Source organism: Kitasatospora nipponensis (assembly GCF_039528135.1).
GTDB lineage: Bacteria > Actinomycetota > Actinomycetes > Streptomycetales > Streptomycetaceae > Kitasatospora > Kitasatospora nipponensis.
Genome location: NZ_BAAALF010000073.1, coordinates 1 through 16604, shown reverse-complemented (window position 1 = coordinate 16604; position 16604 = coordinate 1). Strand labels below are relative to the sequence as shown.

The window sequence follows — 16604 nt, the reverse complement described above, 5'->3', positions numbered from 1 at the left end:
GACAGGCCCCGGTGGGGTGTGCTGCAGCGCCGGGGCGAGGGTCGAAGTGGCAGCCCCCGCCCGCTCCTTCGGTGGGCGGTGGGCGGCGGGCGGTGCGCGGTGGGCGGGGTGAGGCTGTGGCAGACTCGCGGCCGTGATGGTCGACCTTGTGCTCCTGCGGGCGTTGATCGACGCGTCGCCCACGATCGTCGCGCGGTCCGGGGGCGGGGCGCCGGAGGGGTGGATCCGCGCGGCCGAGGGGGCGGTGGGGCCCTTCGCGCCGTCGTACCGGTGGTGGCTGGCCGAGTACAACGACGGCGAGCTCGACGGTGCGCCGCTCGCGAGGCTCGGGCCGCCCGGGGAGCGGGACGCTGGCGACCTCCCCGCGGGGTGGCGGCTCGACGGGGACCGGTTCTGCTTCCACGTCGAGCCGGACGGTGGCGACAGCTACCACTTCGCGCTCGACCGGCCGACACGCTCGGGTGCGGGTACCGAGTACCCGGTGATCCGGTGTGATCGGTGCAGCGGTGCACAGGAGTCGGTGGCGGACTCGTTCGCGGGCTTCCTGACCGGGCGCGTGGCGCGCGCCGCCGGGCTGGGCGACGGGCCCACCCCCGAGCTGGCCCGGCTCTGGCGGTCCACGCCGGGCGTCCTGCTCCCTGACGGTGTGCTGGTCTACGGTCCGCTGGACATCCTCGAACGGAACGAGACGTACGAGGTGGCCGAGTACCAGCCGCAGTGGGTGCTCATCGGTGACGACAGCGGCGGGCAGGGCCTGTTCATGCGCCGCGCGAGCCCGAGCGGGAGCAGGCCCGAGGACGGGACCGGGACCGGGAGCAGGCCCGGCGACGGTGACCGAACGTCCGTCTACCGTCTCGACCTCGGCGCGGGGGACAGCGACATCGACCGCCCCGGCGTCGGCGAGTGGGTGACCGACGACCTGCTCGGCTGGCTGGCCGCCGGGGCCGACCGCGGATGACGTGAGGACGGGTTCGCCGGCTGCGCTACCCGCGGCCGGGTCGCCGGCCGACTCGGCGGATACCCGCTCGGCCCGTTGCGTTGACGCACCGTCAGCAAGGCCGGGCAGTTCGGAGTCAGCAGATGCCCGAGGTGTCAGCTGACGCAGTGTCATGTCCACTCATCGCCAACTGCCATGCATGGTGTGTGATCGGACGGCTCGTCAGGCCCTAGTGGATGTTCGACTCTGTTGGAAACTGACGGAGAAGCCTGTGCAGCTATCTTGTTTCCCGTTGGTTTCGGGCCTACGCTGACCGACGAGTACCCACAAGAAGGATCTTGGACCGCCTCGCGCCGCCGCCCACAGGCAGCCGTGCGCGCGGCCCGCCGGTTCCGCTCCGGCTGCCGGGCGTCAAAGGGAATTCGATGTCCGCCGGGGCGGCTTTATCCGCCTGCACGAGACGGGCGCCATCACACCGGTCGCCAGCTGCCCGCCGCCGGTCCCGAATGCCGCAATCCTGTCGTCGTCACCATGGCCGCAACCCCCTTTCAACTGCGGAAACTTGAGTTAACCGGCCCATTTCCAGCAGGTTGATCCGGTTGTCTTGACAGGGAATCGGCGGGGTCATTGAATTTCCGCCGACACCGTCAGAAGCCGGGTGTGGAATGCATTCCCCGCAGCTGGTGAAGTGTCGCCGATCCCAGAAGTAACGGCTCACTGGAGGATGATCCATGGCTGGAACCCGCTTTCGGCGCCGCCGGGTGGCTGGCGCCCTGTGCCTGCTCGCGCTCAGCGCCGGGAACCTGCTCGCGGTGGCGCCGCCGGTGGCGGCCGACGCCACTCCCGGAGCGCCGCTGTCGACGGCCGGACCGATCCCCGACACCTCGGTGACCGTCGACGGCGCCGGCACCGGCCGGACCTTCGACGGGGTCGGCGCCGTCAGCGGCGGTGGTGGCAACTCGCGGCTGCTGTCCGACTACCCGGAGCCCCAGCGGTCCCAGATCCTGGACTACATGTTCAAGCCGGGCTACGGCGCCGCGCTGCAGGTCCTCAAGGTCGAGATCGGCGGCGACACCAACTCCACCGACGGCGCGGAGGCCTCCCACGAGCACGTGCAGGGCCAGGTGCACTGCGACACCGGCTACGAGTGGTGGCTGATGGAGCAGGCCAAGGCCCGCAACCCCGACATCAAGCTCGCCGCCCTCGCCTGGGGCGCGCCCGGCTGGGTCGCCACCCCCGGCAAGGGCGACTTCTGGAACGACAACGGCATCAGCTACCTCACGGACTGGCTCGGCTGCGCCAAGCAGCACGGCCTGACGATCGACTACCTCGGCGGCCGCAACGAGAGCGGCACCCCGGACCCGACCTGGTTCCCGAAACTGCGCTCCTCGCTGAACGCCTCCGGGTACGGCGCGGTGCGCCTCGTGGCGGACGACAACTGGACCGGCTTCCCGGTCCGGAGCGACACCACCGGCACCTGGCCGTTGCTCACCGCGATGGCCGCCGACCCCGCCTTCGCCGACTCGGTGGACATCATCGGCCACCACTACCCCTGCGAGGGCACCAACGGCGGGACCGGCGACACCGGCACCGCCTACAACTGCCCCGTGCCGCCCGCGGCCCTGCAGTCCGGCAAGCCGATCTGGGCGAGCGAGAACGGCTCCCTCGACCTGAACACCGGCACCGCGCCGCAGATCCGCACCATCACCCGCGGCTACGTCGACGGGAGGATCACCGCGACGTTCAACTGGCCGCTCGTCGCCGCGATCTACCCGAACCTGCCGTTCGACACCGTGGGCCTGCTGCAGGCCGACCAGCCCTGGTCGGGCCACTACACCGTGGGCGCCACCGTCTGGTCCACCGCCCAGGTCACCCAGTTCACCAAGGCCGGCTGGACGTTCATCGACTCGGCCTCCGGCCACCTCGGCGGCAACGAGTCCAACGGCAGCTACGTCACCCTCAGAGCGCCGGGCGGCGGCGACTGGTCGACGATCGTGGAGACCACCACCGCGAACGCCCCGCAGACCGTCAACCTCCAGGTCAAGGGAGGCCTGTCGGCCGGCACCGTGCACGTATGGGCCAGCAACCTGACCTCCGGCGACCCCGCGCAGTACCTCCTGCACACCGCCGACCTCACCCCGCAGAACGGCGGCTACTCCTTCACCGCGCAGCCCGGCTACGTCTACTCGCTCACCACCACCACCGGCCAGTCCAAGGGCAGCGCCGCCGTCCCGCCGCCGGCCGCCATGGCGCTGCCCTACAGCGACGGCTTCGACGGCTACGCCCCGCACAGCCAGGCCGCGTTGCTCTCCGACATGAACGGCTCGTTCGAGGTGGGCCCCTGCGGCGGCGGGCGCGGCGGCCAGTGCGTGCGCCAGATGGCGCCCCAAGCCCCGCTCAAGTGGGGCGGCAACTACTCCCAGCCCTACACGCTGCTGGGCGACGGCGGGTGGCGTGACTACACGGTCGGCGTCGACTCCCTGTTGGAGCAGCCCGGATCCGTGCGGGTGATGGCCCGGGTGGGAACGCAGAGCTTCGTCAGCAAGATCGACGCCTACTACCTGGAGGTGGCCGACACCGGTGACTGGTCCATCGTCAGGAGCGACACCGGCGGCGCGCTGACCACCCTCCAGTCCGGCCACACCACGGCGCTCGGCACCGGGAGCTGGCACCACCTCGCGGTCACCGTCCAGGGCAGCAGCATCACCGGATCCGTCGACGGCCACCCGCTCGGCACCGCCACCGACGCCACGTTCGCCGCCGGCCAGGTGGGCCTGGGTCTCGACGGCTACCAGACCCAGGAGTTCGACAACCTCACCGTCACCCCGGTCGCCGCCGGCGGCGTCCAGCCCACCCCCTTCACCTACCGGATCACCAGCGAGCTCACCGGCCAGGCCCTCGACCTGTCCGGCGACCCGGCCGCCGAGGGGGCCAAGGCGGTCGAGCAGCCCCCCGGCGCCGCCACCAGCCAGCTGTGGCAGCTCAGCGCCGCGGGCGGCGCCTACACGCTGACGGACGTGGCCAGTGGCAAGGTCCTGGACGTGCCGGGCAACAGCGGCAACGACGGCGTCCAGCTCCAGCAGTGGACCGCCAACGGCGGGGACAACCAGCGCTGGCTCCTCGCTCCCACCACCGACGGCGCCTACACCCTCACCAGCAAGCTCAGCGGCAAGGTGATGGACGTCTACCAGGCGCTGGGCACCCCCGGTACCAAGGTCATCCAGTACCACGCCACCGGCCAGGCCAACCAGCGGTGGAACCTCACCCCGATGCCGGTCGACGGCGTCTCGTACCGCTTCACCGACGCCTCCGGTGGCCTGGCGATGGACATGTCCGGCGGCTCCAAGGTGCCCGGCGGCTCGGCGATCGAGTGGACGCCCAACGGCGCCCCGAACCAGCAGTGGACCCTGCACACCGCCGGCACCGCGGGCTACTTCACCATCACCAACGGCAACTCCGGTCTCTGCCTGGACGTCGCCGCGCCCCCGACCGCCGACCAGTCCAGGATCCAGCAGGCGACCTGTGCCGCCGCCAGCGCCAGCCAGCAGTGGGCCTTCCGGCCGGCGGCCAACGGCAACTGGACGGTCCTCAACCTCAACAGCGGCAAGGCCCTGGACACCGCCGGGGGCGCCACCGTCAGGAACACCGACCTCGTGCAGCAGACCCCGAGCGGCACCTCCGCCACCCAGCAGTGGACGCTCCAGGCCGGCTGACACCCGCTCCGACCACCTGAACGAGCCGGCACCAGCCGGCACCAGCCGGCGCCGGTGGCCCCGGTCCCCGCCGGGACCGGGGCCACCGGTCCGTGCGGTACGACCGGCACGCACCCGGCGCCACTCACCTCCGGGTGCCGGCAGGGCGAACTACCTACCCACTACCCAGGCACCGTGCCGGCCGGCTCCGCACGAGGCCGAAACGACACCGGAATACCGCCGCGCAGCCGTAGCCGCGGCTGCGCGGGCCGATCTTTGATGGAACTCCGCCGATGACCCCGCGCCGATGACCCTCCGGGGACGGAACTCCGGGACGGAACTCAGCCCGCGGAACTCCGCCGATGGGCCTCGGCCGACCGACCCGAACCACCGCACGACCACGCGGCCGCACCGCCTGAGGGGCGACGAAGGCGGCCCTGGACGCCGAGAACGCGTCCAGGCCCGTCCGCCGCCCCCGCGACCGCCCGACCATGACGCCGGGAGACCGACATGATCATCACCCGCTCCCTCGGACCGGCCGCCGAGCACCCGGCCGGCCCACCCTCCGCCTGGTCCCCGGCTCCTTGGTCCCCGGCTCCCTGCTCGCCGACGGGACCGACGGCCTGCTCGCCAACGGCCTGCTCGCCGACGGCCTGGTCCCCGGCGGCCTGTGCCACGGCCGCCGACCACGCGTCCGTCCCGCGGCTGCGGCACTTCGTCCTCTCCTGCGCCCGGCATCTCGACCTGCCCGCGAGCACCTGCGACACCGCGCTGCTGGTCGTCAGCGAGCTCGTCACCAACGCCGTCCTGCACAGCGGCAGCCACTCGGTCGCCATCCTGGTCGGGATCGGACCGACGCACCTGCTCCTGTCGGTGCGCGACTGCGGCTGCTGGCGCGAGCGGCCCGAGCCCCGGCGCAGCACCGCCGACGACGACATCGTGTGCGGGCGGGGACTGGCCCTGGTCCGGGCGCTCACCGACCGCTGCACCATCGCCTCGGGGCCGGCCGGGACCGTGGTCGAGGCCCGGGTGCGCCTCGACCCGCGCTCGCCCGTCCTCGTGCGGGTGTGCCGATGACGCCGGGAGGGCAGGTCGACGGGGAGCGCCGGCCCGCCCGTGGCCCGGCCCGGCGACGGGAGGCCCACCGGGCCCTGCTGCTCCACCTGCTCTGCCGCCACGGGCCGGCGACCCGGCAGGACCTCGCGCAGCGCAGCGGGCTGTCGTTGACCACGGTGTCGAGCCTGGTCTCCGAGCTGGAGTCGCGGGGCCTGGTCACCCAGCACGCCGTCGCGCACGGCCGGACCGGCCGCCGGCCCGTCCTGGTCTCCTTCGACCGCGCCGCCGGCACCGCGCTGGCCATCGAGGTCGGACCCCGCCACCTGGCGGTCGCGGTGGGCGGCCGCTCCCGCGCCGTCCTGGCGGAGCGCCGGGTGGAGCGTCCGGAGGGCCAGGACCCGCAGGCCACCGAGCGGCTGCTGCTGAGCTGCGTCGAGCAGGTGCTGGCCGACTCCGCGACGGGCCCGGGGCTGCTGCTGGGCGCGGCCTTGTCACTGACCGAGGCCCCCGCACCGACCGAGGCCCCCGCGCCGACCGGTGCCGGCGTCCCCGCACCGGCCGAGGCCCGCACGGCCGCCCGCGGCCCGCAGCCGGCCGAGGTGGCCCGACTGGTGGGCCGGCTCTGGCAGATCCCGGTCGCCGTCGCGAGCGGTGCCGGCCTCGGCGCGCTCGCGGAGTTCTCCCGGGGCGAGGCCGCGGGCGCGCACACCCTCCTCAACATCACCCACACCGGCCGGTTCGAGGTGGGGATGGTGATCGGCGGGTTCCTGCACCGCGGCCGCCCCGGCCGGGCCGGGAGCCTGGGCCACCTGGTCGTGCGCCCCGGCGGACGGCTCTGCCGGTGCGGGCGGCGCGGGTGCCTGGACGCCTACCTGGACGACACGGCCCTCCGGCCCTCGAACGGGTCGCAGACGTCGCCGGCGTCGTCGGTGTCGCAGCCGTCGATGTCGTCCCGGCCGGGGTCCGACGACGTCGGCCTGATCGCCGAGGCGGTGGCGACGGCGACGCTCCTGGTCGACCCCTCGGCCATCGTGCTCGGCGGTGCGCTCGCCGCCCTGGGCGACCGGCTCGCCGAGCCGGTACGGGCGGCGCTGCGCGCGCTGCCCGTCGACTCCGACGTGCCGGTCAGCTGCTCCACGCTCGGCGACCGGGCGCCGGTGCTGGGCGGCGTGGACCTGGTGCTGTCGGAGCGGTGGACCCCCGGGTGGCTGCGCGGCTGAAAACCCGCGCCAGCACGCCGCCCACCCCGCCGCACAGCCCCCGCCGCCGAGCCTGCCCGCGGGGCGCGGCCCGGAGCGCGGTGCGAGGATCGGGGGAGGACGGACGGCCGTTCCTTCACGCGGTGGTGCGCATGCCCGGAACAGAGATCAGCGGCACGGGGCCAGGCCGCCGCACGGGCTTCGCGCACGTCGGCCGCGAGCGGGAACTCCACGCGCTGACCACGGCCGTCGGCGCGGCGCCCGCGGTGGTCCTCGTCGAGGGCGAGGCCGGGATCGGCAAGTCCCGCCTGCTGCGCGAGGCCGCCGCCCACCTGGAGGGCTCGGACACGGTGGTGCTGCGCGGCTGGTGCCACCCGCTGCGCGAACCGCTGCCCTTCGGACCGGTCATCGACGCCCTGCGCGAGGGGCACGCCCGGGTCGGGCCCGCGACCGTCCTCAGCCCGGCCACCGCCGTCCTCGCGCCCTACCTGCCCGAGCTGGCCGGGCTCCTGCCGGCCGCGGTCGCCGGCGCGGACCAGGACGGTGACACCCGCCACCAGCAGCTGGTGCGCGCGATCCACGACCTGCTGCGGGCCCTGGGCCCGGTGGTCCTGATGATCGAGGACGTGCACTGGATCGACGAGGCCACCCGCGAGCTGATGCTGCTGCTGGCCCGCAACCCGCCACCGGACCTGCGCCTGGTCCTCACCTACCGTTCCCAGGACCTGCCTGGCCCCCGGAACGTGCTCGGTCAGGCCTACCGGCGCCCGGTGGGTGTCGGCGGCGCCGACATCGCGCTCGCCCCGCTCACCGAGGCCCAGGTCCGGGAGCTCACCGCCTCCCCGCGGGGGGGGGCGGGGGGCGGGGGGGGCGGGGGGGGGGCGGGCGAGCGCACCGGCGGCCTGCCGCTCGCCGCGGAGGAGGACCTGCTCGTGCTGGCCGCCCACGGCGTGCGGGGGCGGGCCGGTCTGCCGGGTGTCCTGCACTCCGCCCGGGTCCCACGGGCCCTGCGCGAGGCGGTGCACAGCCGCGTCGCGCTGCTCGACGCGGCCGGCCAACAGGTGGTGCGGGCGGCCGCCGTGCTGGCGGTGCCCGCGAGCGAGGAACTGCTCGCCGCGCTGGCCGGGCTCGGCGAGGACGAGGCCGAGCGGGCGCTCACCGCGGCGCTGGACGTGGACGTCCTGGTGGAGAACGGCACCGCCCGGTACGGCTTCCGGCACGTGCTCGCGCGCCGTGCCGTGTACGAGACGATCCCGGCTCCGCGCCGGCGGCGGCTGCACGCCCGGGCGGTCGACCTGCTCGCCGCGCAGACGCCGCCCGCGCTCGTCCAGATCGCCCACCACAGCCGGCAACTGGGCGACACCGCGGCATGGTTGCCGAGGGCGCAGGCCGCGGCCGAGGAGGCGGTCGCGGTCGGCGACGACGGCGTCGCCGCGGCACTGCTGCAGGAACTGCTCGCCGAGCCCACCCTGCCCGTCGCCGACCGCACGGCCAACGCGCTGGCGCTCAGCAGTACCGCCATCACCCAGCTCGACCCGGTGGCCTGCCTGGACCAGCTGCGCCGGATCGTCGCCGACCCGGCCCTGCCCACGGCGGTCCGCGGCGAGATCCGCCTCAACCTCAGCCGGGCCCTGACCACCAGGGCCCCCGACCGCGCGGCCGGCCGGGCCGAGCAGGAACGCGCGATCCTCGAACTCGGGGACCGGCCGGACCTGGCGGCCATCGCCATGGGTAGCCTGAGCATGTCCGTGCTCGTCGACGGCGACAGCCCGATCCGCGAGGTGGAGGACCTCATCGACCGGGCGGCGCGCACGGTGGCGAGGACCGACTCGGCCCTCGCCCACGCCACCGTCCTCGCGTCGCGGATCACCGTGCTGGAGGGCCTCGGCGACCCGCGGGGACGCGAACTCATCGCCACGCTGCCCCCGGACGGCGCGGAGCGGGCGATCCTGTGCCAGAAGAACCGCGCCCTCTACAACGCCGCGTACTGCGAGCTGCTGCGCGGGCATGACGACCACGCCCAGCACCTGCAACGCCGGGCCGAGGCCCTGAGCCTGCGCACCGGCGACCGGCGCACCCACCAGATGTGCGGGGTGCTCCAGCTGGACCTGGACGTGGTCGGCGGCCGGTGGGACGGGCTCGACGAGCGGCTCGCCGCCCTGCCGCAGGACGTCCTCACCGGGCCCGCGCAGGCCGAGGCGCTCATCCAGCGCGCCGTGCTGAACACCGCGATGGGCCGGTGGGCCAAGGTGCGCGAGGACCTCGCGCCGTTCGACACCAGCGACTTCGGCCTGCACGGCTGGGACGTGGCCCAGGCGCCCGCCGCCGTGCTCGGGCGCCTGGACCTCCTGGAGGGCGACGCGGCCCGCTCGTGGCGCAGGATGGGACCGGTGGTGGCGGCGAACCTGCGCAGCGGTCTGTGGGTGTGGGCCACCGGGGTCGTTCCGGTCGCGGTGCGGGCGGCGCTGGAGTGCGGGCTGCGCGGGGAGGCGGAGCGGCTGCTCGCCGCGGCCGAGCACGGCATCGAGGGCCGCGACGCGCCCGCGGCCGTGGCCGAGGTCCTGCTGGGCCGGGGTCTGCTGGCCGCCGCGCCGGATCCGGGTGCGGCGCTCGGCCACCTGGAGGGGGCGCGGGCCCGGTTCGAGGCGCTCGGCCGCATCCCCCACGCGGCGCGGGGGGCGGGAGGCCGGGCGGCTGCGGCTGGCCGCTTTCCCGGGGCAGGCGGGTGCGGCGGCGGCCGAACTGCACGAGGCGCTGGAGGTGTTCGCCCGGCTGGGTGCGACCGCGGACGCCGCGCGGTGCCGTCAGCTGCTGCGCGGCAGCGGCCGGCCTGGCCCGGCCCCGCGCGGCCGGCGCGCGGGCGGCGACGAGCTGTCCCCGCGCGAGCGGGAGGTCGCGGGGCTGCTGGCGGGCGGCGCGTCGAACCAGGACATCGCCCGGGTCCTCGCGCTGTCGCCGCGCACCGCCGAGCACCACGTGGCGAGCGTGCTGCGCAAGCTCGGCGTCACCCGCCGGCAGCTCCGCGACGCCCCCCGCACCGCCCGCTGACCGACCCCGCATCCGCCGCGGCGCGCCGCGGCGAGTCGGGTCACGTCGCGTCGGGTCGCGTCGCGTCAGGTCAGGGGAGGGGCGTCGGGGGCCTCCTCCAGCAGCTGCGGGCCGTTGTTGCGCACGCTGTTGACGGCGGTGGAGACCGGGCGGGCGATGAGGTGGCCGCCGGCGGCGGTCTGCAGCAGGGTGCGCAGCTCCGCGGGGTCGGTGTGGTCGGGGTCGAGCCAGGCGTCGAAGTCGTCCTGACCGATGGTCAGCGGCATCCGGTCGTGCACGCGGCCGGCGTCGTCGCGGGCCTGGGTGGTGATGATCGTGGTGGTGGTCAGCCAGGCGAGCGGGTCGTCGTCGGGGCGGGTGGGGTCGCGCCAGAACTCGTACAGCCCGGCCATCGCCAGCAGCGAGCCGCTGTCGGCCGGCGCGATGAAGTAGGGCTGCTTGTAGGCCTTGCGACCCTCGGCGGCCGGCACGGCGATCCACTCGTAGTAGCCGTCGGCGGGCAACAGGCAGCGCCGGGTCGCGAAGGCCTTGCGGAAGGCGGGCTTCTCGTGGACGGTCTCGGCGCGCGCGTTGATCATCCGCGCCCCGGCGCCCGGGTCCTTCGCCCAGGACGGGACCAGCCCCCACCGCAGCGGCCGCAGCTGGCGGGAGAGCTCCCCGCTGGAGCGGTCCACGCGTTCCAGGACGGCCCACACCGGGTCGGTGGGCGCGGTGTTCCAGCTGGGGGCGAGGGTCTCGGCGGGGTCCCAGCGGGTCACGCCGAACAGGGTGGTCAGGTCCTGGGGACCAGTCGTGGAGACGTATCGGCCGCACATGGGGTCCAGCCTGCCACTGCCGCAGCCGACGAGGCGGCGCGCCCCACCCACAGCCCGCGCGACGCCGTGGCGCGTTAACTGGTGTGAATGAATTGTGGCTGGAATTCATCCTGGCTAACGCCCGTCGCCCCTGCCAGGGTTGTCCGCAGCACTTCCACCTCACCCGTCCACCTGACCAAGGGAGCCCCATGCGTCGGCACACCTCAAGACTCACCGGGATCGGCCGGATCGCCCTGCTGGGTGCGAGTGCCGCACTCGCCCTCGGCACGACCCTCGCCGCCGGGACCGCCGCCCAGGCCGCACCCGCCCCGGTCTCCGCGGCCTCCCGCATCGCGAACGACGAGCCCGCCACCTTCGTCTACGGGGGTTCGGGCCTGGACCTCAACCAGTCCTGGACCGCCGGCTACGGCGAGACGGCCCTGACGCTGCAGGGCAACGGCAACGTCGTCCTCACCCACAACGGCGCGGTGGTCTGGGCCCCGGTGACCAACGGCACCGGCCACCGCCTCGTGATGCAGAGCGACGGCAACCTCGTGGTCTACAACGCCGCCAACTGGCCGGTGTGGTCCAGCGGTACCTACAACCACCCCGGCGCCTTCCTGGACATCATGCCCGGCGGCGCGATAGCGATGTACTACAACAACACCATCATCTGGTGGTCCAACAGCCTCCCCGTCCAGCCCCCGCCGTGCGGCGTCGGCGGCGTCCTCTGCCCGTAGGGCCTGACAGCGTTGGTGGGGTCGTTCGCCTGAGGGTGGACGACCCCATCAACGTTCTTCCGGCATCAGCGGGTTGCCCCGTCCGCCGCCCCTCGGGGTCGCGGGCACGCACCGTGAATCCCCCGCCGTCGAGGTGCGGCCCGGGCTCGATCGGCTTGCGGCGGGGCTTCCCGGGGTTCAGCTTCCGGTGCCAGCACGGCTCGAATGCGTCGGACGCTCTGCCGCCACTTGGGGCCATCGACGGACTCGTCCTAGGAGTTCGGCGAGCTCGGATGCATCAGCGACGACCCGATCGAGCGCCTCGATGGCGAGTGGCTGAAGATCGGCGGCGAAGGTCGGCACGGCTTCGTCCGGGCTCCCGGGCCCGGACGGCACGGACGAGCGTGGCTCGGACGAGAGCCTCCCGCCCGTCCTCCGTCACTTCGTCGAGGGCGTCTGCGAAGTCTGCCACCATGTCGTTCTCGAACGGGCCGATGTCCCAGGTGCCCATGTCGATCTCCTCGTCGCGGCGTGCGGAGATCAGCGCGGTAGCCACCGACATGACTGTCATGAGGCCAGCAGGACTCTCCCGCGTAGAAGCGGGAAACCGTCACCGCATGGAAGGAGGCGACCTGGGCGGAGGTAAAGCGCCAGGGCGGCCTGCGCGGGCTACATCTGCTTCGAGGGCGAGGCAGGATTCACCCGAACTCACCTACTGCCTCAGATGAGCCGCTGTAAGGTTTGGCCGTGAGCGGACAACAGAGCCTCGCCGACGGTCGATACGTGCTGGAGAGCAAGCCGATCGGCACGGGTGGGATGGGCTCCGTCTGGCGAGGGTACGACCAGAAGCTGCACCGCACGGTTGCCGTCAAAGCGCTTCATCTGCCGGATGGCCTCAACGCCGAGGAGCAGGCCAGACTACGGGCGCGTGCGATGCGCGAAGCCAGGGCGATCGCCCGCCTCGAACACCCGGGAATCGTGGCAGTGCACGACGTCCTTGAGGAGGACGGGCAGCCGTGGATCGTCATGCGTTTCATCGCCGGGCGTACCCTCGACCAAGAGGTCCAGGCCAACGGCCCGCTGAGTCCGCAGCGGGCTGCTGAAGTCGGCACACAATTAGTCAACGCACTGTCAGCAGCGCACGGCGAGGGTGTCCTGCATCTCGACGTCAAGCCGCAGAACGTGCTGCTCAACGACAAAGGCCAACCGGTGCTCACCGACTTCGGGATCGCGTCGGTCGCCGGTGCCACCGCGCCCCAGACGACGGCGCTGCTCGGCACCGTCGGCTATGTCGCCCCAGAACGACTGGCCGGAGCCGAGCCTGGTCCGGCAGCGGATCTGTGGTCTCTGGGAGCCACGCTCTATTTCGCCGTCGAGGGCCGACCAGCGTACGCCGCCGATAACGTGGCGGCCGCGCTCGCGGCGGTCATGACTCGTGACCCCCAACCGATGACGCGCGCAGGAGTGTTGGCACCGACGATCGCCGGCCTGCTGACGCGCGATCCCGGCCTGCGCCTCGACGCGGCGGGTGCCGACGCGGGACTGCGAGATGCCGCTGCCACGGCCGAGATCGTACCGCTAGGTGAACGCCCGCGCACCAAAGCTCTGCCCACCGAAGTGCGTGACCCGCCGGGCAGGTCGGTCTTGAGTCGCAGGACAGCCGTGGCGGTGGTGGCGCCCCTCCTGCTCGCGGCGGTTGCCATCTTCCCGTATGCACTCTCGCAGAGCCGCGGAACCGCCGGCCGCCAGCCGGGTTCGGCAAGCTCCCCGACCACACCCTCCACGACGCCCAGCGCCAGCCCGACCCCCAGCCTGAGCCCGACGCCCAGCGCAAGCCCGACGCAGGCGGTCACTGTGCGCTACCAGAGCATCCCCGAGATCTGCGACAAGGTCGGGAGCCGATCAAGCACGATCATTCCCGATATGGACACTGGCACGGAAGACGGCACAGCGCCGGGCGCCATCCTCTTCGCCGGTATCTCAGAGTCACACGGATGCCGGTGGAGCACGGAAGGTTACTGGTACGAGCATCCCTGGGCCGCCGACGTCGAGGTCACGATGTTCCGGTTCTCATCTGGCGCTTACGGATCAGCGGCCTTCGAAAAGGAGCGCACGGACTCCTTCTACGGAAACGCCCTGCGGCTCCATGGCTTCGCTGACGACCTTTGCATCTCCAACCCGACAGGCAAGGACTACGGGTACGCCCACGTGATGTTCCGCATCGACAACCTGCTCGTGCAGGTGTCCTACGAGATGCAGACCGCAGGTTCGCCTGCGCCCGCCGTGGCGAGACCGCGTGGCCTGGACATGGCGAAGTACGTATACGAGGTGTTGGCCGCCAACCCCTAGCGATCGGCGCCCGTGGACAGGAAGCACGCCTGCGGCTGAGCCAGCTTGCCTGCCAGTACTGACTTCGGCTGGTCAGGGTGACGTTGGGTGTCGAGGGTCAGGCCGCAGGCCCATGAGCCCGTCAGGGACTTCGGGGAGGCTCACGCTGACGAGCCGAAGTCAGTAATCATCTGCAAGCCCTTAGGGTCCGCCCCGTATCTGTCGCTCGGGGACGAGAGCACCCGATGCTCCGGCCGTGCGGGATCGCCGAGTTCTGATAGCACTCGGGTGCCTGCTTCGAGACCGTGATCGTGCGCTGGGCGTCGGGTGGGGCCGAAGGGCGGGCCCGGGGACCCGCTGGTGTGAACCGACGGTGTGTCAGGCCGAAGGCGGGCCGTGGCTTTGGCCGGGTGATCCACAGTGGGAGGAATCCTCCGCCGAGAGGCCCTCTTCCGTCTTCTGGAGTGGATCGTGACGTTCTCACTGTCGGATGTTGCCCGCCGGTCGGGTCCTGGTGCCGGGCATCGTGGCGGTTCGGCCGCCGCCCGGGGCCGGGCGCTGGCCGTGGCGGCCGGCGTGTTCTGTACCGCCGCCATCGCTCCGGTGGCGCTGTCCGGGGCCGCCTACGCGCAGGGCACCTGCTCGGTGTCCGGCCCCACCACCACCTGCACGTTCGCCTTCACCGGCGCCGAGCAGACGTTCACCGTGCCCAGCGGTGTCACGCAGGTCGACGTCATGGCGATCGGTGGCGGCGGCGGCGTGGAGGACAACGGCGTCAGCGGCGGCCGGGGCGCCCAGGTGTCCGGCACGCTCACCGGGCTGTCCGGCGGGCAGACCCTCTACGTCGAAGTCGGCGGCACCTCCACCGGCGGCAGCCAGTGCGCCGGCAGCGCGCAGTGCACCGGTGGCTTCAACGGCGGCGGCAGCACCCACTTCGCCGGTGGCGGTGGCGGTGCCGCCGACGTCCGCACCCAGCCCGGCACCACCCCCCTGACCACCACCGACTCCCGCCTCATCGTGGCCGCGGGCGGCGGCGGAGCCGGCTGGGCCGGCCAGTGCACCGGAAGCTCGGGCGGAGACGCCGGTCAGCCAGGCGCGGACGCGACCTGCAACGGAGGAAACGGCGGCGGGGCGGGCACGTCCACCCACGGCGGGACGGGCGGCACCGGCGGGGGCGGGTACTACGGAGGTGGGCCCGGCACGCTCGGGGCCGGCGGCACCGGCGGCGGCCCGGGCGCCTCCCTGACCGGCGGCGCCGGAGGCGGGGGCTACTACGGCGGAGGCGGCGGCGGCAACATCAACCCCTTCATCAGTCCGAGCGGCGGCGGGGGTGGCGGAGGCGGCGGCTCGTCCCTGGTCCCCACCGGCGGCACCGGCCCCACCGTCACCAGCTCCGCCCCGGGCATCACCATCAGCTACCTCACTCCGGGCAAGCCCGTGAAGACGACCCTGACCGCCATGCCTCCCCGGACCCGGGTCGGCCTTCCGGTCGTGCTCAGCGACATCGTCTGCCCCACCGCCGGCTCCACGACCAGGCCCACCGGCACGGTCACGTTCACCGACACCACCACCGGCACCACCCTGGGCACCGCACGCCTGTTCCTCTCCCTCGGCAACTGCGCAGCAGCCGGGACCGTCACAGCCTTCCGCACCACCGGCACCCACACCATCACCGCCGTCTACAGCGGCGACACCGTCTACCAGGGCAACAGCGGCAACCCCGAAACCCTCACGCTGACGGTGCAGTGACGCCGCAGCACGACCACCGGGCACACGCCTGCGGGCCCCTGCCGAACCACCACTCGGCGGGGGCCCCACCCGTCCCGAACCACCGACACGCCCTCCCCGGGCAGGGCCTCGGCGAAGTCTCATGATGTCCGGTCTGTGGTCACATGAGCACGAGTGCGACCTGCCGGAGAGCATCGCGCGCGTTGCCCTCAAGCGGGGCACGTGCCGAGCGCGCGGGCGAGTCGGTCGGCCTGCTCACAGGTGATGCCCTGAGCCAGGGAGCGACCGAACCGCGGGCTTCGCGGGGCGTCACACTGGGGGATTCCGGTGGCCGGTACGGTCCAGTGGGCAGCCTCCCACAGCGGATGGTCCAGGAAGAACGCCGCCGCGCGCGTCCCCTCCAGGGCGGGGACGCCGGCCCGGACCAGCGCCGCGCCGATCACGTCAGCCGTGTCGGCGGGCAGATCGGCGTCAGCGAGTGCGGGCAGCAGGAGCAGTAGCCGGGCGTGAAGGTCGTGGACCCCCGGGGCGCCCAGGTCAGGCGTGTTGGCGATGTGTGTCAGCTCCCGCCAGGACAGACCCGGGCCTTTCTGGTACGGACCGGCGTCATGGCCGCTGCGGCGCACACTGCCTCCGTCCCGCAGGGCGAGGCGTCCGGTGTCGCCGCGCCGAGGGTCCCAGTCCGGGTGCGTGATGCGGTAGTCCGTCCCCCAGTCGATGGGGAAGAGGTCGGAGCTGGTCACGTGCACGGTATGACCGTCGCCGAACGGCAGTTGGAACTCTCCCACGTGCTCCAGATGCGCCTCCCACGCAGCGTCGGCACCGGCGGTGTCCGTACCGAACCAGCTCGCGACGAGCCGACTGTCCGAGTCGTCCACATCCCACATCCGCGCCAGGTAGCCGGCCCAGAACTCCGGCCTCTGTCCAGCTCCCGGAACGTCATCACCGAATCCGTTCTTCACCACCTGACAAGGGTGCCAGCACCTCCCTGCGGGCGCGGCAGGTCCCCTGTGAAGATCCGTGGCCGTGCTCTGCGGCCGTGCACGAGCAGTTGGTGTACCAGCTGCGAGGGCCGCCGTCGGGCATGACGATGATCATCCCCG

11 protein-coding genes and 1 pseudogene are annotated in these 16604 nt (G+C 73.2%); 9 read left to right on the top strand and 3 right to left on the bottom strand.

What is annotated here, in order from left to right; all coding sequences use genetic code 11:
* Nucleotides 1–133: 133 nt before the first annotated feature.
* From ABD323_RS20600 to ABD323_RS46055, 6 genes and pseudogenes are all read left to right on the top strand, one after another.
* On the top strand, nt 134–958 hold the full coding sequence (locus ABD323_RS20600; RefSeq protein ID WP_344443252.1) for an SMI1/KNR4 family protein: 825 nt from the start codon (nt 134–136) through the stop codon (nt 956–958).
* A 710-nt stretch (nt 959–1668) separates the two neighbouring features.
* Nucleotides 1669–4650, top strand: coding sequence for an RICIN domain-containing protein (locus ABD323_RS20595; protein WP_344443251.1), 2982 nt, complete (start codon nt 1669–1671; stop codon nt 4648–4650).
* Between the two features lie 489 nt (nt 4651–5139).
* Nucleotides 5140–5706: an ATP-binding protein gene (locus ABD323_RS20590; protein ID WP_344443249.1), complete on the top strand. Its 567-nt coding sequence runs from the start codon at nt 5140–5142 to the stop codon at nt 5704–5706.
* Entirely contained in the window at nt 5703–6905 is a 1203-nt protein-coding gene (locus ABD323_RS20585) for an ROK family transcriptional regulator (RefSeq protein ID WP_344443248.1), read from the top strand. The genes ABD323_RS20590 and ABD323_RS20585 overlap by 4 nt, the downstream gene beginning before the upstream one ends.
* Before the next feature lie 131 nt (nt 6906–7036).
* A pseudogene (locus tag ABD323_RS20580) lies at nt 7037–7576 on the top strand (ATP-binding protein); the annotation flags it as partial.
* Nucleotides 7577–9485: 1909 nt separating this feature from the next.
* Nucleotides 9486–9932 carry a helix-turn-helix transcriptional regulator gene (locus ABD323_RS46055; protein ID WP_425556084.1) on the top strand — a complete coding sequence of 149 codons (447 nt, stop codon included), beginning with the start codon at nt 9486–9488 and terminating at the stop codon, nt 9930–9932.
* Nucleotides 9933–9997: 65 nt separating this feature from the next.
* Here ABD323_RS46055 and ABD323_RS20575 read toward each other — a convergent pair whose 3' ends face one another.
* Nucleotides 9998–10747, bottom strand: coding sequence for an SOS response-associated peptidase (locus ABD323_RS20575; RefSeq protein ID WP_344443278.1), 750 nt, complete (start codon nt 10745–10747; stop codon nt 9998–10000).
* Nucleotides 10748–10935: 188 nt separating this feature from the next.
* Here ABD323_RS20575 and ABD323_RS20570 point away from each other — a divergent pair, with 188 nt between their 5' ends.
* Nucleotides 10936–11466: a hypothetical protein gene (locus ABD323_RS20570; protein ID WP_344443246.1), complete on the top strand. Its 531-nt coding sequence runs from the start codon at nt 10936–10938 to the stop codon at nt 11464–11466.
* A 277-nt stretch (nt 11467–11743) separates the two neighbouring features.
* Here ABD323_RS20570 and ABD323_RS20565 read toward each other — a convergent pair whose 3' ends face one another.
* Entirely contained in the window at nt 11744–12001 is a 258-nt protein-coding gene (locus tag ABD323_RS20565; protein ID WP_344443245.1) for a DUF4259 domain-containing protein, read from the bottom strand.
* Nucleotides 12002–12192: 191 nt separating this feature from the next.
* On the opposite strand from ABD323_RS20565, the gene ABD323_RS20560 reads away from it, so the two are divergent.
* Both ABD323_RS20560 and ABD323_RS20555 read left to right on the top strand, forming a co-directional pair.
* A complete protein-coding gene (locus tag ABD323_RS20560) occupies nt 12193–13794 on the top strand; it encodes a serine/threonine-protein kinase (protein WP_344443244.1) in 1602 nt (533 codons plus the stop codon).
* Nucleotides 13795–14244: 450 nt separating this feature from the next.
* Entirely contained in the window at nt 14245–15522 is a 1278-nt protein-coding gene (locus ABD323_RS20555) for an Ig-like domain repeat protein (protein ID WP_344443242.1), read from the top strand.
* A gap of 188 nt (nt 15523–15710) precedes the next feature.
* Here ABD323_RS20555 and ABD323_RS20550 read toward each other — a convergent pair whose 3' ends face one another.
* Complete coding sequence (locus tag ABD323_RS20550; protein WP_344443240.1) at nt 15711–16466, bottom strand: hypothetical protein; 756 nt, start codon at nt 16464–16466, stop codon at nt 15711–15713.
* Nucleotides 16467–16604 lie beyond the last annotated feature (138 nt).